17 protein-coding genes are annotated in these 18,215 nt (G+C 70.6%); 7 read left to right on the forward strand and 10 right to left on the reverse strand.

Annotation, left to right across the window (positions count from 1 at the left end; all coding sequences use genetic code 11):
- Window positions 1-5 precede the first annotated feature (5 nt).
- Entirely contained in the window at window positions 6-398 is a 393-nt protein-coding gene (locus RLT58_RS20670) for a hypothetical protein (protein WP_311311855.1), read from the forward strand.
- A 370-nt stretch (window positions 399-768) separates the two neighbouring features.
- On the opposite strand, the gene RLT58_RS20675 is transcribed toward RLT58_RS20670, so the two are convergent.
- Both RLT58_RS20675 and RLT58_RS20680 read right to left on the reverse strand, forming a co-directional pair.
- A complete protein-coding gene (locus RLT58_RS20675; RefSeq protein ID WP_311311856.1) occupies window positions 769-1,896 on the reverse strand; it encodes a hypothetical protein in 1,128 nt (375 codons plus the stop codon).
- A 776-nt stretch (window positions 1,897-2,672) separates the two neighbouring features.
- Window positions 2,673-3,470, reverse strand: a complete 798-nt coding sequence (locus RLT58_RS20680) for a DUF4253 domain-containing protein (protein ID WP_311311857.1) — start codon at window positions 3,468-3,470, stop codon at window positions 2,673-2,675.
- 353 nt (window positions 3,471-3,823) lie between these two features.
- On the opposite strand from RLT58_RS20680, the gene RLT58_RS20685 reads away from it, so the two are divergent.
- The gene (locus RLT58_RS20685; protein ID WP_311311858.1) at window positions 3,824-5,029 is read left to right on the forward strand and encodes a phospholipase D-like domain-containing protein; all 1,206 of its coding nucleotides are present in this window, start codon (window positions 3,824-3,826) and stop codon (window positions 5,027-5,029) included.
- 117 nt (window positions 5,030-5,146) lie between these two features.
- The gene (locus RLT58_RS20690) at window positions 5,147-5,569 is read left to right on the forward strand and encodes a GvpU-like protein (protein ID WP_311311859.1); all 423 of its coding nucleotides are present in this window, start codon (window positions 5,147-5,149) and stop codon (window positions 5,567-5,569) included.
- A gap of 28 nt (window positions 5,570-5,597) precedes the next feature.
- Here RLT58_RS20690 and argS read toward each other — a convergent pair whose 3' ends face one another.
- A complete protein-coding gene (argS, locus tag RLT58_RS20695; protein WP_311314582.1) occupies window positions 5,598-7,367 on the reverse strand; it encodes an arginine--tRNA ligase in 1,770 nt (589 codons plus the stop codon).
- 150 nt (window positions 7,368-7,517) lie between these two features.
- Here argS and lysS point away from each other — a divergent pair, with 150 nt between their 5' ends.
- Complete coding sequence (gene lysS / locus RLT58_RS20700; protein ID WP_311311860.1) at window positions 7,518-9,275, forward strand: lysine--tRNA ligase; 1,758 nt, start codon at window positions 7,518-7,520, stop codon at window positions 9,273-9,275.
- Between the two features lie 77 nt (window positions 9,276-9,352).
- On the opposite strand, the gene RLT58_RS20705 is transcribed toward lysS, so the two are convergent.
- The 3 genes from RLT58_RS20705 to RLT58_RS20715 all read right to left on the reverse strand — a co-directional run bounded on the left by RLT58_RS20705 (window position 9,353) and on the right by RLT58_RS20715 (window position 12,746).
- Window positions 9,353-10,720 carry a DUF2637 domain-containing protein gene (locus RLT58_RS20705; protein WP_399131918.1) on the reverse strand — a complete coding sequence of 456 codons (1,368 nt, stop codon included), beginning with the start codon at window positions 10,718-10,720 and terminating at the stop codon, window positions 9,353-9,355.
- 220 nt (window positions 10,721-10,940) lie between these two features.
- Window positions 10,941-11,729: a DUF3558 family protein gene (locus tag RLT58_RS20710; protein WP_311311862.1), complete on the reverse strand. Its 789-nt coding sequence runs from the start codon at window positions 11,727-11,729 to the stop codon at window positions 10,941-10,943.
- Between the two features lie 183 nt (window positions 11,730-11,912).
- A complete protein-coding gene (locus RLT58_RS20715; RefSeq protein WP_311311863.1) occupies window positions 11,913-12,746 on the reverse strand; it encodes a DUF3558 domain-containing protein in 834 nt (277 codons plus the stop codon).
- 170 nt (window positions 12,747-12,916) lie between these two features.
- Between RLT58_RS20715 and RLT58_RS20720 the strand changes: the two genes are divergently transcribed.
- A complete protein-coding gene (locus RLT58_RS20720; protein ID WP_311311864.1) occupies window positions 12,917-14,110 on the forward strand; it encodes an RtcB family protein in 1,194 nt (397 codons plus the stop codon).
- 44 nt (window positions 14,111-14,154) lie between these two features.
- Here the strand turns inward: RLT58_RS20720 and RLT58_RS20725 are convergent, their stop codons facing one another.
- Window positions 14,155-14,913 carry an SDR family NAD(P)-dependent oxidoreductase gene (locus RLT58_RS20725; RefSeq protein ID WP_311311865.1) on the reverse strand — a complete coding sequence of 253 codons (759 nt, stop codon included), beginning with the start codon at window positions 14,911-14,913 and terminating at the stop codon, window positions 14,155-14,157.
- Window positions 14,914-14,967: 54 nt separating this feature from the next.
- The gene (locus tag RLT58_RS20730; RefSeq protein WP_311311866.1) at window positions 14,968-15,303 is read right to left on the reverse strand and encodes a YnfA family protein; all 336 of its coding nucleotides are present in this window, start codon (window positions 15,301-15,303) and stop codon (window positions 14,968-14,970) included.
- An 89-nt stretch (window positions 15,304-15,392) separates the two neighbouring features.
- Here RLT58_RS20730 and RLT58_RS20735 point away from each other — a divergent pair, with 89 nt between their 5' ends.
- Complete coding sequence (locus tag RLT58_RS20735) at window positions 15,393-15,935, forward strand: hypothetical protein (protein WP_311311867.1); 543 nt, start codon at window positions 15,393-15,395, stop codon at window positions 15,933-15,935.
- Between the two features lie 57 nt (window positions 15,936-15,992).
- Window positions 15,993-16,472 (forward strand): MarR family winged helix-turn-helix transcriptional regulator, encoded by a 480-nt coding sequence (locus tag RLT58_RS20740; protein WP_311311868.1) that lies wholly within the window; start codon window positions 15,993-15,995, stop codon window positions 16,470-16,472.
- Window positions 16,473-16,487: 15 nt separating this feature from the next.
- On the opposite strand, the gene RLT58_RS20745 is transcribed toward RLT58_RS20740, so the two are convergent.
- Window positions 16,488-17,222, reverse strand: coding sequence for a Mut7-C RNAse domain-containing protein (locus RLT58_RS20745; protein WP_311311869.1), 735 nt, complete (start codon window positions 17,220-17,222; stop codon window positions 16,488-16,490).
- A 71-nt stretch (window positions 17,223-17,293) separates the two neighbouring features.
- Window positions 17,294-18,133 carry an NAD(P)H-binding protein gene (locus RLT58_RS20750; RefSeq protein WP_311311870.1) on the reverse strand — a complete coding sequence of 280 codons (840 nt, stop codon included), beginning with the start codon at window positions 18,131-18,133 and terminating at the stop codon, window positions 17,294-17,296.
- Between the last annotated feature and the right edge of the window lie 82 nt (window positions 18,134-18,215).

The raw sequence follows: 18,215 nt of genomic DNA on the forward strand, positions 1-18,215 counted from the left end.
CTGTGATGCCGGTCAGGCGTGTGGTGCTTCCGCTGGTCATCTGGGTGGCGGTGGTGCCGTGGCTGCTCGCCACGGTGACGACCATGCTGTGGGGGTTTTCGGAGGAGCCGGACGGGCTGGTCCTCACGTTCGGCACCCGAATGGTGCTGGTGCCGCTGTTGCTGGCTGGCGAGGTCGTCGGCGTGGTGGCGGTCTTCCGCCGACATGACTGGCTGCGCTCCGACTTCTGGCCGGGAGCCGGGCTGACGTTCGCTCTGCTGGCGCTGTTCACCGTGATGGGTGTGGCCGCGACGTGGGGCGAGTGGGGTGGGGTGCTGTGGATCTGGGCCCTGTACACCGGCTACGTGTTCTTCGTGTTCGGCTTCGGCGGAGTGGCCTGGAAGAAGGTCTTTGCCTAGCTCTTCGCGTGAGGGGGGAAGGACCCCGGCAACGCCCTTCGGGTTTCAGAAGTCGTCGCAACAGCCCAGCTCGATGGGTGCGGTGGAGTCGAGATCCGCCAGAACTCATGCCGCACCCAAGGCAATGGCATGGCGGCGTCAGATGGGAACGCCTCACTCGCGCCTGCGGAACCCGGCCCCAGTCGGAGTCGCTCTGATTCATGGCGAGCATGGGCCGTTTTCTCACCCCCACCGAAGACCCGACACGTGAAGGTGCTTCACTTCCCGCCGCACCGACGGGAAGTGAAGCAAGACTCCGCAGTCGGCGTCACACGATTATCAGCGTGTTGGAACGACCGCTGGGCGCGGCGGCCTTCTCATACTCGGTTGCCTACTTGTACTTGCCGTAGTAACCGGTGAGGTTCCTCAGGTCGCACATCGCGGCACCGACGAGGCACAGCGCGGAAGCGTACTTGCTCTTGTAGACCCAGGTGACGCGGCCACCGTTGTAGATGTAGATCTCATGGTTGGGCATCTGCCGATGATTGCCGGAGCGGATCTCCCAGCCTCCGCGGGTGATGTGGAACGTCAGTGCACCGTCGATGGCTCCCTTGACCTTGGCTACACCGCTGCAGAACGGGTTCGTGGAGTGGGTCACCATGCGGATGTCGGCGTATCCGGAGCCGGCGCCGAGTTTCTTGACCTTCATGTCTTTGGTGCTGGCGGTCTTCTTGGCGACCAGCTTCTTGTTGGACTTCTTGTAGACGTGGGTTGCCTTGACGGAGGTGTATCCGTTGACCTTGCGAGTACTCCAGGTGATGGTGGCGGACTCGGAGGTCCGGTAGCGGGAGCTCTTCCAGTCGAAGCTGCGGTTGTCGCCGCCGTAAACGTACTTCGAGCCCCAGTACTTGCATGCCTTGGGGATGGGCTGGTTGATGTACTTCTGGGGAATGAACGTAGTCCACGTCAGGGTGGTGGTGGCTGCCGCCTTGGCACTGGCTGCCTGGGCGGTAGCGGCGTGCTGGACAGATGCCGCTTCGGACTCACCGCGGTTGACCTTGGGCACGGCGACAGTGAGGCCCCAGGTGCGGGCGGTGGAGGTGTCCCCCTTGAGCTCGGGGATGATCCGGTACTGGTAAGAGGCGCCGGCGGTGGCGGTGGTGTCCTTGAAACCGGCCTGGCCCCTCTCGGTGGTTGCGAGGGGGGTGTCGCCGCGGACGATGGTATAGCGGGCGTCGGCCGCATAGGGCTTCCAGGACAGCGTCACGGCCCCCGGAGCAGCTGTGGAGGTCACGCCCCGATCTGCCAGGGCGCCGTTGACGAGGGCGGCCTGGCCCTCGCTGGTACGGCCGATACTCAGGTGCTGTTCGGCCAGGTCAGAGCGCTCCTGAGTACTCAAGGGTGCCTGGGTGTTGGGGGATTCGTCGGCAGCTGCCGACGAATCCAGTCCGGCGAGGGTGCCAGCCGCGAGCACAACAGCGACCAGGGAAGCTTTGACGCTCGGTATTCCTGACTGCACATGCTCTCCTTCGAGGTGTGACGGGTGGCGCAGGCGGGGCGCGAAGATTTCGAGCCTCTCTTGTCCGCAATGGAGAGATTTGCAACGCGAGATAAACATTCGATTGATGGCCTGGTGATCGAGGTGCTAGAGCTCGCCGATCCGACTGACGGGCATACCGCCACCTCAGCGACGTCATGTGCGCCCTCCATCGATTGGCCAGACCCACGGTGGAGTGATGGCCGACGCGGTCATAGGCTCGCGGTTGGCCGCGCCGGGGGCAGTGGCGATCGTGTCCCAGGGCTGGTCGTCGGCCAAGACGTCCAGGCGGTCACGCAGCCGGTCAAGGGAAGCGGTGACGTCCTCGGAACTGGGGACGGCACGAGCCTCGGCATCCGCGATGTGCCGTTTCCAGTCCTCGTGCGAACCGCTGGTGTCGTGCCACTCCGGGCCCTCGGCGGCGACCTGCGGCGAGTCGATGGGGTATGCAGGGTGGTGCTGCGCCCGCCGCGGGAGCACGCTCCACGGAGCGAGGTCGCGTTGGGCGCGGTGAAGGTGTGGCTCTTTTCAACCTCACGCCGAGGCGTGGTGGAGGACGAGAACCGCTCTCACGATGTCCGGCCAGCGCCTTGGTAGGCCCTATCCGTCCAGCACTTGAGCCCCCGCACCGGCGAGTGTGTCGATGACTCCGTGCTGCCGGGCAGCGGTCAGATCGTGATGGTGGGAAGAGGCTCAAGACTCGCTTCGCCTGTCATGGACGCCATGAGGTCAGTCGGCCGAGTCCATCGGAGCTGCGGTCAGTCCCACCAGAACGCCCACACCTCCTGGTTCAGCAGTGCCTTCTCCGCGTATGCCGGGAGGGTGTTGAGCGTCGACTGCTGGATGTTGTCCGGGCAGAACGCGAAGTGTTCGGCCGCCAGGGCCTCCGCCTCGGCGGTGGTCGTCGGGGGGCGGCTCACCGAGACGATCATCGTGTCGAAGCCGAGTGCCACGACGCGGGCGCCGAAGCGGTCCTCCCAGGAGCGCAGTACGGCGCAGAGCCTGGCCACGTCGTTCTCGTGGTTGAGCGGGCCCGACCAGCCGATCGCCGCCGGTATGTCCGCGCTGCGGCGGGCGGGGACGAGTCCCGCCCGTACCCCCGCCATCGGGCCGTCCCGGTCGGTCAACTGGCCCGCTGTCTCCGCCGCGTGGGCGTCGGGAGCGTCGGGGCCCTCCTCGGCCGGTACGGGGGCCAGGCCCGGCCAGTCCGCCTCCGAGCGGTCGAGGTCCAACTCGTCGGCGGCGTACGCCTCCCACGCCTCGCTCAGTACATCCTCGGCGTCGTGGTCGCCGGGATAGGACGTCCTGGCCGGCCCGAGGTCCCAGTCCTCGGGCCACTGGACCCGTGTCCCGCCGTCGATCAGCACGGGCAGCAGCCCGACGGGCCGCCCGAGCGCGCGCAGCGCGGTCCAGGTGCCGGGCGAGGCGGGCTCGTCCCCGTACCAGAGCAGTGGTTCGTGCCACGTGTCGTCGATCGTGGCGTCCACGAGCGTGCCGGGCGGGAGTTCGAGCCCGGCGGCGGCCGGTGAACGGAGTGGATTCGGGAGCGTCGCCATATCGGTGACTCTAAGTGCCCCCACTGACAGTCGGGTCCTCAGCGTCGAGCCAGTCGCCAGTGGAGCCCATGACGTAGGCGGCGGCGCCGTTGTTCGGCCCCGTTTCCTTCCGTGTGCCGCAGATGAAGGCGAAGGCCTGCCCCTCGTCGATGTCCGGTGCCCCCCATCGCGGCCATGTCCGAGTCGGCATCGTCCACCTCCGGAAGGCTGGAGAGGGGCAGTATGCGGTCGGGACGACGATTGCGCAGGTGGGGCGGTGGTTGGCGGGCGGGGGCGCGGGAAGATGGATTCTGCTTGTTCCGCCAGTCCGCTTGTTCCGCTGTTCCTGCCGGACCGGATCGCCGAGGAGAGACATGACCAGCAGCACGGACGACAGACCGGAGATCCGGGAGGACACGATCCTCGGGGAGCGCACCCAGAGGCTGCGGCGGAGGCTGGAGCGGCTCATCGGGATCGCCGCGACCGAGGGGAACGTGCTGGTCCCCCTCCGCAACGGTGACGAGATATTCGCCGCGATGCTCGACGGCATCCGGAGCGCCGAGCACACCGTGGACATGATGACGTTCGTCTACTGGCGGGGCGACATCGCCCGGCGGTTCGCGGACGCGCTCGCCGAGCGGGCCCGGGCCGGGGTGCGGGTCCGGCTGCTGCTGGACGGGTTCGGGAGCCGGCTGATCGAGAAGGAGCAGCTCGCGGCGATGGACGAGGCGGGCGTGCAGGTGGCGTGGTTCCGCAAGCCGCTCTATCTCTCGCCGCTGAAGCAGAACCACCGCTGCCACCGCAAGGTGCTCCTGGTCGACGAGGAGACCGCGTTCACCGGGGGCGTCGGGATAGCCGAGGAGTGGTGCGGCGACGCGCGCAACGAGAACGAGTGGCGCGACACGCATGTGCGGGTGAGCGGTCCGGCCGTGGACGGTCTGGCGGCGGCGTTCGCCCAGAACTGGGCCGAGTGCCATGCCGAACTCTTCGACGAGCGCGACCGCTTCATCGAGACGAAGGGGTCGGGCGACGCGATCGTCCAGGTGGTGCGCGGGTCGGCGAGCTTCGGCTGGCAGGACATGCAGACGCTGTTCCGGGTCGTGCTGGAGTCGGCGGAGGAGCGGGTACGGCTCACCACGGCGTACTTCGCGCCGGACGCGTACTTCGTGGAACTGCTCTGCGCCACCGCGCGGCGCGGGGTCGAGGTGGAGATCCTGCTGCCCGGCCCGCACACGGACAAGCGGGTCTGCCAGCTGGCAGGGCAGCGCTACTACGAGGACCTCACGGCGTGCGGCGTGAAGATCTACCAGTACCGGCCGACGATGATGCACACGAAGGTCGTCACCGTCGACCGCGTCGCCTCGCTGATCGGCTCGACCAACTTCAACCGGCGCTCGCTGGACCACGACGAGGAAGTGATGCTCGCGGTGCTGGACCGGACGTTCACCGCGACGCTCGACGACCACTTCGACCAGGACATGAAGGTGAGCGAGCTGATCGAGGGCCACCGGTGGCGGCGGCGTTCGGTGGCGCAGCGGCTCCGGGAGGCGGCGGTCGTGCCGATCCGCCGTTATCTGTGACGGCGGCCGTGGCGTGCGGTGGCGACCTCGGGGCAGGTGGTGCGGGACGGGACACGAGAGTGCGGTACGTGTCCGGGAGCGATCCCGGAACGGCCGCCGAGGCCAGAGGAGCAGCCCATGAACGAGTCCGTCGAACTCGCACCGGACTCGACCGCGGTGATCACCGAGCAGGTGCCCGACCTCCAGCTCCAGCTGCTGATCCAGCTGCTCGACCGGGAGACGCGCTCCGGTCTGCCGCTCACGCTGACCATTCCGGCCGGTGTGCTGCACGGTGAGGTGATCGGGCACGAGGCCTGGAAGGCGGAGTGGTCCAGGAGCCTGCGCCAGGTCGAGGGCGAGGGCTCGAACCTGATGGCGGAGTTCCCCGAGACGGTGGACCAGGGCATCAGCGAACTCCAGGCGGCCCGCCCCGGCCTCCCCCGCTGGATCCACCTGCGGGACGCCACCCTCATCTTCGGCGGCACGGCCCCGCTGCGCCTGCCACTGTGGCGCGGGCGCCTGTCGGACGTGTCGGGGTGGGCGCTGGGGAGGCCGGAGTAGCGGGCTCCGGCCTCCCCGGGGCGCTCGCTCAGAGGCGCTCGGGCGTCCTGATGCCGAGCAGCGCCATGCCCTTGTGCAGGGTGCGGGCGGTGAGGTCGCAGAGGAAGAGCCGGTTCGCGACGACCTCCGCCGCGTTCTCCTCGCTCAGGACGTGGCACTGGTCGTAGAACGTCGTGTAGAGCGAGGCGAGCTGGTAGAGGTACGCGGCCAGCTTGTGCGGCTCGTAGCCCGCCGCCACCTCGGACAGCACCTCCCCGAACTGGTCCAGGTGCAGCCCGAGCGCCCGCTCGGCCGGGGCCAGCTCCAGCTCCGGGTGCGCGGCCGGCTCCGCGTCCCCCGCCTTGCGCAGGATCGACCGGATCCGGGCGTACGCGTACTGGAGGTAGACGGACGTGTCGCCGTGCAGCGACACCATCTGGTCCAGGTCGAACTTGTAGTCCCGCACGGCGGAGGTCGACAGGTCCGCGTACTTCACGGCGCCGATGCCGACGTACCGGCCGTTCTCGACGATCTCCTCCTCGGACAGGCCGATCTTCCCGGCCTTCTCCCGGACCACGGCCGTCGCCCGCTCGACCGCCTCGTCGAGCAGGTCCTCCAGCCGGACGGAGACGCCCTCACGGGTCTTGAACGGCTTGCCGTCCTTGCCGAGGATCGTGCCGAACGCCAGCTGGTGCGCCTTGACGCCGTTATTCAGCCAGCCGGCCCGCCGGGCTGTCTCGAAGACCATCTTGAAGTGCAGGGACTGCCGTACGTCCACGACGTACAGCAGGGAGTCCGCCTTGAGGTTCTGGACCCGGTCGCGGATCGCGGAGAGGTCGGTCGCCGCGTAGCCGTAGCCGCCGTTGGACTTCTTGACGATCAGGGGGACCTTGTTGCCGTCCGGGCCCTTCACGTCGTCGAAGAAGACGCACAGGGCCCCCTCGGAGCGGACGGCGACGCCCGTCTCCTCCAGGATCCGGCAGGTCTCCTCCAGCATGTCGTTGTAGCCGGACTCCCCGACGATGTCGGGGTCGCTGATCTCCATGTCGAGCTTGTCGAAGACCGAGTAGAAGTAGATCTTCGACTCGTCGACGAACCGCTGCCACATGGCGAGCGTCTCCGCGTCACCGGCCTGGAGCGCGACCACCCGGTCCCGTGACCGGGCCTTGAACTCCTCGTCGGAGTCGAACAGGACCCGCGAGGCCTTGTAGAGCCGGTTGAGCGAGGACATGGCGGCCTCGCCGTCGGCCTGGCCGCCCTCGTGGTTCAGCTCGTCCGGGTGCTCGATCAGGTACTGGATGAGCATGCCGAACTGGGTGCCCCAGTCGCCGATGTGGTGCCGCCGCACGACGGACTCGCCGGTGAACTCCAGGATCCGCACCATGGCGTCACCGATGACCGCCGACCGCAGATGGCCGACGTGCATCTCCTTGGCCACGTTCGGCTGGGCGTAGTCGACGACGGTGGTGCCCGCGGCGGTGTTCACCGGGATGCCGAGCCGGTCGCCGTCGGCGGCGCGCGCGGCCAGCGTCTCGGTGATCGCCCGGTCGGTGAGCGTGATGTTCAGGAAGCCGGGGCCGGAGACCTCGATGTCCCTGATCAGCTCGCCCGCCGGGAGGGCGGCCGTGACCTGGGCGGCCAGCTCGCGCGGGTTGCCCTTGAGCTTCTTGGCGAGCGCCAGGATGCCGTTGGCCTGGAAGTCGGCCCGGTCGCTTCGGCGCAGCAGCGGGTCCGCGGTACCGGCATCCGGCAGAGCTGCCGTCAGGGCGTCCGCCAGCTGCTGCTGGAGCGTGGAAGCGAGGGGATTGACCGAGGCCATGAGCCGACTGCCGTTTCCGTAGAGGTACAGGGATGGACTCAAGTGTCCCACGGCATGTAAAGCCGTTTTCGCGCTGTGGGCGGTACCTGGGAGAATGGGGGGCGGCCCCTGTGAGGGGCCGCCCCTACGAGTCCTACACGAGAGAAGGACGTGCCGACCGTGGCTCAGAGTCAGAGCAGCACCGAGACCGACTGGGTCTCCCGCTTCGCGGACGAGGTCATCGCCGAATCGGAGCGTCGTGCGCCTGGCAAACCGGTCGTCGTCGCCTCCGGGCTCTCCCCCTCGGGTCCGATCCACCTGGGCAACCTCCGTGAGGTCATGACCCCGCACCTGGTCGCCGACGAGATCAGGCGGCGGGGGTACACCGTGCGGCATCTGATCTCGTGGGACGACTACGACCGCTACCGCAAGGTGCCGAACGGGGTGCCGGGGGTCGACGAGTCGTGGGCCGAGCACATCGGCAAGCCGCTGACCTCGGTGCCCGCGCCGGCCGGCTCCGCCCATGCGAACTGGGCCGAGCACTTCAAGGCCGCCATGACGGCGTCCCTGGACGAGCTGGGTGTCGAGTACGACGGGATCAGCCAGACCGAGCAGTACCTCGCGGGGACGTACCGGGAGCAGATCCTGCACGCGATGCGGCACCGCGCCGACATCGACGCCGTGCTCGAGCGCTACCGGACCAAGAAGGACCCGGCCGGTGCCAAGGGCGGGAAGAAGCCGCAGCAGAAGAAGGCCGACGAGGCCGAGCTGGCGGCCGAGGCAGGGTCCGGTGCGGCGAGCGAGGACGACGGCAGCGGCGGTTCGGCCGGCTACTTCCCGTACAGGCCCTACTGCGGCAACTGCGAGAAGGACCTGACCACCGTCACGTCGTACGACGACGAGAGCACCGAGCTGAACTACACCTGCTCGGCCTGCGGCTTCGCCGAGACGGTCCGGCTGAAGGAGTTCAACCGGGGCAAGCTGGTCTGGAAGGTCGACTGGCCGATGCGCTGGGCGTACGAGGGTGTGATCTTCGAGCCCAGCGGGGTGGACCACTCCTCGCCCGGTTCGTCGTTCGTCGTCGGCGGCCAGATCGTCCGCGAGATCTTCGACGGGGTGCAGCCGATCGGCCCGATGTACGCCTTTGTCGGTATCTCCGGCATGGCGAAGATGTCCTCCTCCAAGGGCGGTGTGCCGACCCCGGCCGACGCGCTGAAGATCATGGAGGCGCCGCTGCTGCGCTGGCTGTACGCCCGCCGCAGGCCCAACCAGTCCTTCAAGATCGCCTTCGACCAGGAGATCCAGCGGCTGTACGACGAGTGGGACTCGCTGGCGCGCAAGGTCGCCGACGGTTCGGTGCTGCCGGCCGACGCCGCCGCGTACGCCCGGGCGATCGGCACTGCCGCCGGTGAGCTGCCGAGCACGCCGCGCCCGCTGCCGTACCGCACGCTCGCCTCGGTCGCCGACATCACCGCCGGGGCCGAGGACCAGACCCTGCGCATCCTCAGCGAGCTGGACCCGTCGACCCCGCTGACCTCGCTGGACGAGGCCAGGCCGCGGCTCGACCGGGCCGAGTCCTGGATCACCACCCAGGTCCCGGCCGAGGCCCGTACCGTCGTGCGCGACGAGCCGGACAAGGAGCTGCTCGGCTCGCTCGACGAGCAGGGCCGCGAGTCGCTGCGGCTGCTCCTGGAGGGGCTCGACTCGCACTGGTCGCTCGACGGGCTGACCACGCTCGTCTACGGCGTGCCGAAGGTCCTCGCGGGCCTGGACGCCGACGCCAGGCCGACGCCCGAGCTGAAGACCGCGCAGCGGTCGTTCTTCGCGCTGCTGTACCGGCTGCTCGTCAGCCGGGACACCGGGCCGCGCCTGCCCACGCTGCTGCTCGCGGTGGGGGCGGACCGGGTGCGCAGGCTGCTCGGGGCGTAACCGCCCGGCGCACGCATGACGAAGGGCCGCCGTCCGCTGGTGCGGGGGCGGCCCTTCGGCCTGTGCCGCCGCGCGCGTTACGCGATGTGGTCCGCTTCCAGCTCCGCGTGGTAGCGCTCCTTGAAGTGCGGCATCAGCCGGCGGATCAGGGCCTCGCTGCGCGGGTGCCGCACGTTGTGGCCGTCCGTCAGGTGTATGTCGAGGACCGCCACGCTCGGGTAGTCGTTGTTCTCGGCCACGAACGCCGCGAAGACCTCGTAGGCGATCTCGCTGAACTCCGCGTCCTCCTGAGCCCATTCCTCGGCCCACTCCTCGGCAGCCTCGGCCACGGGCTGCTCCTGGGGCAGCCGGTCGGCCTGCGGCTCCGCCGGGACCTGCTCGGTGCGGGGGCCGGGGAGCGTACCGACCGTGCCCACGCTGCCCAGCGGGCGGGTGCGGCCGCCGGGGCCCGACGGGATCATGACCGGGGTGGGCTCCAGGCCCTCGACGAACGTCGGGTTGTACGAGCCCTCGTACGCCCCGTCCGGCGCCTGCGCCGCGAACCACGGGCTCTCGTGGGTGGGGGGCTGCTGGGGCTGCTGCTGTGCCTGCTGCGTCTGCTGTTGGGCCTGAGGAGCCTGAGGAGCCTGGGGGGCCTGTTCCTGGGCCTGCTGGGGCGTGTGGGCCTGTTCCGGCTGCGGCTCGTGCCACTCGGCGGGGGCCAGCTCGGGCTGCTGCGCCTGCGGGGGCGCCTCCACCGCCGCCGGGGCCGGGGGCAGGAGGGCCGGTTCGATGCCCGCGGCGGCCAGGCCGGCGGGGCCGGTGTCCGCGAGCGGGACGCCGTACTTGGCCAGCCGCAGGGGCATCAGGGACTCGACGGGGGCCTTGCGGCGCCAGTTGCGGCCGTAGCGGGCCTGGAGGCGGGCCTGGTAGATCAGGCGGTCCTGTTCGAGCTTGATGACCTGCTCGTAGGAGCGCAGCTCCCACAGCTTCATGCGGCGCCAGAGGCGGAAGGTGGGGACGGGGGACAGGAGCCAGCGGGTGAGGCGGACGCCTTCCATGTGCTTGTCGGCGGTGATGTCCGCGATCCGGCCCACCGCGTGACGGGCGGCCTCGACGGAGACCACGAAGAGCACCGGGATGACCGCGTGCATGCCGACGCCGAGCGGGTCGGGCCAGGCGGCGGCGCCGTTGAACGCGATGGTCGCGGCGGTCAGCAGCCAGGCCGTCTGCCGCAGCAGCGGGAACGGGATGCGCAGCCACGTCAGCAGCAGGTCCAGCGCGAGCAGGACGCAGATGCCCGCGTCGATGCCGATCGGGAAGACCAGGGAGAAGTCGCCGAACCCCTTCTGCAGGGCCAGCGCGCGCACCGCCGCGTACGAACCCGCGAAACCGATCGCGGCGATCAGCACCGCTCCGGCCACCACGAGCCCGATCAGAATCCGATGCGTCCGCGTCAGCTGCATCGCGGCCACCCGCAATCCCCTCCCCGTTTCTTCGTCCCGGACACCAGGTTCCGGACGGCCGTCCTCGACTTCCGGCGGGCACAGCCTGGCACACGCGGGCGCGGGACGTCGCGCGGGGAGGGGCGGAAGCCCGGTTACCGGAGGGGAACCGGGCTCCCGACACCGCTTTCACGGGCGGGCGTTGGGGCCTTCCGGGCAGGCCGCCGGGGGCGGCCGGCGGTCAGGACTCCTTCTTGGCCGGGGACTTCGAGGCGGCGGGGGACTTCGACGCCTCGGGGGAGCCGCTCGCCTGCTTGCTCCCGTTGGCGTCGGCGACCGCGGCGACCGCATCCCTGGCCGCCATCCTGGCGCCCTTCAGGATGGTGTCGGCGGAAGGGGTCTTCGAGCCCGCGTAGCCCGCGCCGTTGTAGTTGACGACGACGACCACGTTCCCCGTACGGGCGACGATCGTCGCGTACTTGAAGTCCTCACCCGTCTTGGCGAGGTCGTAGGTGATCGTGGTCGCCTGGTCCCCGAGGGAGTCGGCGGGGGCGGTCTCGAGCTTCTTCGCGTCGTCGGTCGCCTTGGCCTTGGCGATCTGCTTCGCGTAGTCCTGCTCGGCGCGCGCGGCACCGCTGCCCAGCGCCTGGTCCGAGGCGAAGCGGGTGAAGCCGACGTCGAGCCAGCGGTACTGGGAGCCCTTGACGCCGTTGTCGTCGAGGCCGTTCCAGGAGCAGCTGCCGCGCGCGGACTCGTCGCTGGACTTGCCGCGCGTGCCGCTCTTGTCCTTGGCCGAGGGGACCAGGGACTTGACCGTCTTCGCGGCCACCGCCTTGCACGGGTCGGGCAGCTCGGCGAACTTGGCCGGTGCGACCACCGGCGCCGACTTCGACGCGTCCGCCGAGGCGGACGCGGACGCGTCCTGGTCCTTCTTGCCGTCGGAGTCCGACGAGCAGCCGGCGACGACGAGCATCACCGGAACGGCGGCGCAGGCGAGTATGCGGGTGAGTCGCGGAGCTGATCGGTGCATGGTTCCTTCACTCGGATGGCGCGGCGGTCGGTCTGCCAGACGGTCGGTGGGCGGTGGGGCGCACGGCGGTGGCCGCCGGTGGCTCCGGAAGGGCCACGGTACGACGGACGGCCATCGGATGCCGCCTCGGCCGGACGGCGCGAGGGGCGGGCCGCGTGCGCTCCCGGCGGCCCGGGGGCGGTGTCAGCCCCTGATCGATTCGACCAGCTTCCGGCCCAGTGCCTGGGCCTTCTCCTGGAGTTCCCGGCTGTCGGGGTCGGCGGTGGCGAGGGCCGGCTGCGCGGTGTACTCGATGGTGACGATGACGTTCGATGTGCGGAATACCACGCTCACGGTGTGGTGCTGCGCGGTGGAACCCGCACGGGGGAGCGCGTCGTCCAGGAACGCGCTGTCGCCGAGCCCGTCGAGCACGCGCGGCTGGAGGTTCTCGGCCGGGCTGCCGTCCGATCCGTCCGGACTGTCCGTGTTCTCGCTCGGGTCCGCGCTCGGGTCCGTGCCGCCGTCCTGCTTCTCTCCCTTCGCGGGGCCGCCGGTCGCGGACGGCGAGGCCGGGGTCTCGCCGCCGGCGGTGTCGGACGCGCCGGTCGCCGGGGGGAGGTCGGCCGCCTCCTCCTTCTTCGCGTACACCTCGCGGGCGCGGTCGTCGTCGCTCACCGAGGTGTCGTACGAGACGACGCGCTCGAAGTCGATGTGGACGCTGCGGACGCCCTCGGGGGCATCGGACTTCCAGCGGCAGCCGACCCTGCGGTCGGTGTCGTAGGTGACCGTGGCGGAGCCCTCGTAGATCTTCTCCTGCTGGGCCTCGGGCAGTTCCGCGGTGCCGGGCAGGAGGTCCTTCAGGGTGGCGGGCGGGATGGCGGTGCAGGCCTCGGGGAGGCTGCTGTACTTGCCCGGGGGAGCCGTCGAGGAGGCGACCGCGCCCGGCTTGCTGTCGTCGGCGGAATCACCGGTTCCGGTGTCGCCGCTGCAGCCCGCGGCGAGCGCGGCGATGAGCACGGCGCCGGTTGCGTACGCCATTCGTCGCACGGTCCTGGGCTCCCTTCGTGCGAAAAACGGTTGCCGCTCGATGACGGCCGATGGACACAATGTGTATCGCACGCGCCGCCGTGAATGCCGGTCGACCGACTCATTTGCCGACCTTGGCACCGGTTTTGCGCTTTCAGACTTTTCGGGGGAATCGAGGAACTATGTCGTATGCAGAGGTACCGGGGGCGAAGGTCCCGATCCGGATGTGGACCGATCCGGCGTCGGTCGAGGACGTGGCGATGCAGCAGCTGCGCAACGTCTCCACGCTGCCCTGGATCAAGGGCCTGGCCGTCATGCCGGACGTCCATTTCGGCAAGGGCGCCACGGTCGGCTCGGTGATCGCGATGCACGGGGCGGTCTGCCCGGCGGCGGTGGGCGTGGACATCGGCTGCGGCATGTCCGCGGTGAAGACCTCGCTGACCGCCAACGATCTGCCCGGGGACCTGTCCGGGCTCCGGTCCAAGATCGAGCAGGCCATTCCGGTGGGCCGGGGGATGCACGACGACCCGGTGGACCCGGGCCGGCTGCACGGGCTGTCGGCGACCCACTGGGACGACTTCTGGGGCCGGTTCGACGGGGTGGCCGACGCGGTCAGGTTCCGTCGGGAACGGGCCACGAAGCAGATGGGAACGCTCGGGTCGGGAAACCACTTCATCGAGTTCTGCCTCGACGAGGCGGGTTCGGTCTGGCTGATGCTGCACTCCGGGTCCCGGAACATCGGCAAGGAGCTGGCCGACTTCCACATCGGCCGGGCGCGGCAGCTGGCGCACAACCAGGGTCTGGTCGACCGCGACCTGGCGGTCTTCCTCGCGGACACCCCGGAGATGGGGGACTACCGCAACGACCTGTTCTGGGCGCAGGAGTACGCGAAGAACAACCGCGCGATCATGATGGCGCTCTTCCAGGACGTGGTCCGCAAGGAGTTCAAGAAGGCCAAGGTCACCTTCGAGCCGGTCATCTCCTGCCACCACAACTACGTGGCGGAGGAGCGGTACGACGGCATGGACCTGCTGGTCACCCGGAAGGGTGCCATCCGGGCCGGCTCCGGTGACTTCGGGATCATCCCGGGCTCGATGGGCACCGGCTCGTACATCGTGAAGGGCCTCGGCAACGAGAAGTCCTTCAACTCCGCCTCGCACGGCGCGGGCCGGAAGATGAGCCGGAACGCGGCGAAGAAGCGCTTCTCGACGAAGGACCTGGAGGACCAGACGCGGGGCGTGGAGTGCCGTAAGGACTCCGGCGTCGTGGACGAGATCCCGGGGGCGTACAAGCCGATCGAGAAGGTCATCGACCAGCAGCGGGACCTCGTCGAGGTCGTCGCGAAGCTGAAGCAGGTCATCTGCGTGAAGGGCTGACGCGGGGGCCCGGGTCCGGGGACCCCGCGTCGGGGGCGCGGGGTTCAGCCCGTGCGGTGGACCTTGGAGTTGGAGGCCTGGGCGCGGGGGCGGACCACCAGCAGGTCGATGTTGACGTGGCTGGGGCGGGTGACCGCCCAGGTGATCGTGTCGGCCACGTCGTCGGCGGTCAGGGGGGCGTCGACGCCCGCGTAGACCTTGGCCGCCTTCTCGGTGTCGCCGCGGAAGCGGGTGGTGGCGAACTCCTCGGTCTTCACCATGCCGGGGGCGACCTCGATGACGCGGACCGGGGTGCCGACGATCTCCAGGCGCAGGGTCTCGGCCAGGACGTGTTCGCCGTGCTTGGCGGCCACGTACCCGCCGCCGCCCTCGTAGGTGGACAGGCCCGCGGTCGAGGAGAGGATGACCACCGTGCCGTCGCCGCTCGCGGTGAGGGCCGGCAGCAGGGCCTGGGTGACGTTGAGGGTGCCGATGACATTGGTCTCGTACATCTGGCGCCAGTCGGCCGGGTCGCCGCTCGCGACCGGGTCCGCGCCGAGTGCGCCGCCCGCGTTGTTGACGAGGACGGCGAGCGTGCGGAAGGCCGTGGCGAACTCGTCGACGGCCGCACGGTCGGTGACGTCGAGGGCGTAGGCGGTGGCCTCGTGGCCCGCTCGGGTGATCTCGGCGGCGAGATCCTCGATGCGGTCCTTGCGGCGGGCGGTCAGCACCACGCGGTAGCCGGCGGCCGCCAGCTGCCGGGCGGTCGCGGCACCGATGCCGCTGCTCGCTCCGGTGATGACGGCGATGGGGGATGCGGCCATGGCGGGCTCCTCGGACAGCTGATCGGTACGGGGCCAGGATAGGCAGGGGCGCCGTCAGTGGTTGCGCGGGGCGTACATGATCACGGCCATGCCCGCCAGACAGATCAGCGCGCCGGTCACGTCCCAGCGGTCGGGGCGGTAGCCGTCGGCGGCCATGCCCCAGGCGATCGAGCCCGCCACGAAGATCCCGCCGTACGCGGCGAGCACCCGGCCGAACTCGCCGTCCGGCTGGAGCGTGGCCACGAAGCCGTAGGTGGCCAGCGCGATCACGCCCGCGCCGATCCAGGCCCAGCCCCGGTGTTCGCGCACGCCCTGCCAGACGAGCCAGGCGCCGCCGATCTCGAAGAGCGCGGCGACGAGGAACAGGGCGAGGGAGCGGAGCACGAGCATGGGAGCAGGGTGCCATGCCCGCGTACGACGAGACGCGCCGAACCGGTCGGTAAATACGGATAATTCGGGGTGATCTGTATCTTCAGGGCATGCTAGTGACGCGTAAGGCTCTGCTGGGGGTGGCCGCTGCGGCGGCAATGGCGTCCGCTGTGGCGCCGGGTGCGGTCGGTACGGCCTCGGCGGTCGGTCCTCCGGTGGTCCGGAGCCTCGCGCCGGATCCCGCCTCCGATGCGCCGGAGTTCGCGCCGGAGGCGGACGTCTCGCACCACGGGCATGTCTCGCTGTGGGACAGCGGGCTCGGGATCTGGCTGCGGAGCGAGAACAGCGGGCCCTCGGACCTGCCCGGCGCGACCGTGCGGCTGCGGGTGTCCGTGCCGCTCGACGGCCGCCAGGAGCTGCCCGCCGCGTGTCTGCAGTCCGACCGGGAGACCGTGCTCTGCCGCACGGGCCCGCTGCCCGCCGACGGCTCGCAGCGGCCGGAGCTCGCGCTCGAACTGCAGCTGCGGGGGCGGCCCGCCGAGGTGACCGTCCGCATCGACACGGTGTGGAACGGCGGCGCGACGGACCGGAACACGGCCAACAGCGAGCACGAGGTGCTGGCGCCGGCCACCGGGGACGAGTACGTGTTCTGAGGCCGGGAGGGGGCGGAAGGCGGCCGGGGCGCGGTGTGCGCTCCGTACACTCTCCGCATGCCGCAGAAGCCCTCCGCCGCCCGCCGTACCGCTCTGCTGGCCGAGCTCTCCACCACGTCGCGCCGGTACATGGCCGCCTACGCCCTGTTCAACCAGGCCGTCGCCGACCATCTGGGGCTCCACCCCACCGACCTCCAGTGCCTCAATCTGCTCGGCCTGGAGGCGGCGCCGGTCACCACGGGCCGCATCGCCGAGCTCACCGGGCTGACCACGGGGTCGGCGACCCGGCTGGTCGACCGGCTGGAGCGGGCCGGCTACGTGACGCGCGCCCGGGACACGGCGGACCGGCGGCGGGTGCTCGTGACCACCGTGCCCGCGCGGATGGCGGAGTTCGGCGCGGTCTGGGAGCGGCTGAACGGCGACTGGGCGGCCATGTTCGAGGCGTACGACGACGACGAGGTCGCCCTGCTCATCGCCCATATGCGGCGGACGGTGGAGCTGAGCGCGGCGCAGGCCGCCCGGCTGCGCGAGGTGTAGGGCGCCGGTCGTCCGTCAGGTGCGGGTGGCGCCGAAGTCGCGGACGGCCTCCGCGACGATCGCCTCCAGACGGGCGTGGTGGGCGCCGCGCCAGTACACCCGCTCGCACTCCGTGCACTGCGCGAAGACGTCGTACGAGCGCTGCGTGCCGTCCTCCAGGCGCGGGCCGACCGAGTCCTTGTCGGCGGCCGCCAGCAGTCCGTTGCAGGCCGTGCACCGCGTCCACGGGTCCAGGCGCGGCGCGAACCGCTCCAGTACGTCGCGCAGTTGGTCCTCGGGCCGGTCGCTGTAGACGTACGCCCCCGCCCAGATCTCCCGCCGGTGCAGCAGCCCCCGGTCCCGCGAGAGCAGCACGCGCCGCTCCTTCGCCGACAGCGCGGCCAGGGCCGGATCGCCGAGGTCCTCGCTCTCGTAGGCCGCGTCGACCCCGAGCAGCCGCAGCCGCCGGGCGAGGGTGCCGAGGTGGACGTCGAGCAGGAACCGCAGGGGCGCGCCCGGCACCTGCTGGGGCCGCCGCACGGGGCGTACCTCGACGACTTCGCCGGCCGCCGGAATGTGCGAGACCGGCACCGGGCGGCCGTCGACGAGCAGCTGTCCGGCCTCGGTGAGCGGGATGCCGAGCGACTCCACGACATGGCCGAGCGTGGACGAGCCGTCCGTGGTCACGGGTGTCCGCCCCAGCCGCCGCCCGTGTGCGACGAAGAGCCTGAGCCCGGGGGCGACTTCGAGGTGGATCTCCGGTCCGTTCACCGGCTCAGGATGCCATCGGGCCACGCGCCGCAGCGAGGGATTTCGGGCGCGGGGGAGGGGGACGGGGGAGGTCAGGGGCGGAAGGCGGCGGCGTTCTCGGCGGCCCAGGCGGCGAACGTGCGGGCGGGCCGGCCGGTCAGCTTCTCCGTCTCGCCCGTCACCTCGGCCGGCAGGCCGTCGGTGGCCGCCCAGTAGGACAGCAGCCCCTCGGCGATCTCCTCCGGGACGAAGGGGGCCACGGCCTGCTTCCAGGCGTCCCGGCTCACGGTGCGGACGGTGACGGGGGTGCCGGACGCCGAGGCCAGGACGGCGACCTGCTCGGCCGCGGTGAGCGATTCCGGGCCGGTGAGGTGGTAGGCGGCGCCCTGGAGCCGCTCGTCGGTGAGGACGGCGAGCGCCGCCTTGGCGATGTCGGTCTCGTCGATGGGGCTGCCCCCGCTGTGCGGGTAGGGCAGGTCGACGGGGCGTCCGGAGCGGAAGGCCTGCGACCACTGGTACGCGTTGCCCGCGAAGGCGCCGGGGCGCAGGAGGGTCGCGGTGAGGGGCGAGGCGGTCAGGGCCCGCTCCACCGCGTGGTGGGAGGCGGCGATCGGGTTGGACGCGGCGTCCGGGGCGAGGACCGCGCTGGAGGAGAGCAGCACGATGTGCCGTACGCCCGCGGCCCCGGCGGCGTCGAGGAACGCGTCGATGCCGGACGGCTCGGCGTAGAGGAAGACGGAGTCGACGCCCGCCAGGGCGGCGGGGAAGGTGGCCGGGTCGCCGAGGTCGCAGGCGACGGCCGGGACCCCGGGCGGCAGGGAGAGCTGGTCCGGGTTGCGCGAGGCGGCGCGCACGCCGTGGCCGCCCGCGTGCAGGAGGGCGGCGAGCGCGGAGCCGACGCGGCCGCGGCAGCCGGTGACGAGAGTGAGCATGGCGGTGAGTCCCCTTCGGTACGAGTGATATATGCGTAACGCATCATCTGTGCGACGCAGATAAATATCCAGGAGAGCCCCG

Source organism: Streptomyces sp. ITFR-16 (assembly GCF_031844705.1).
Classification (GTDB): domain Bacteria; phylum Actinomycetota; class Actinomycetes; order Streptomycetales; family Streptomycetaceae; genus Streptomyces.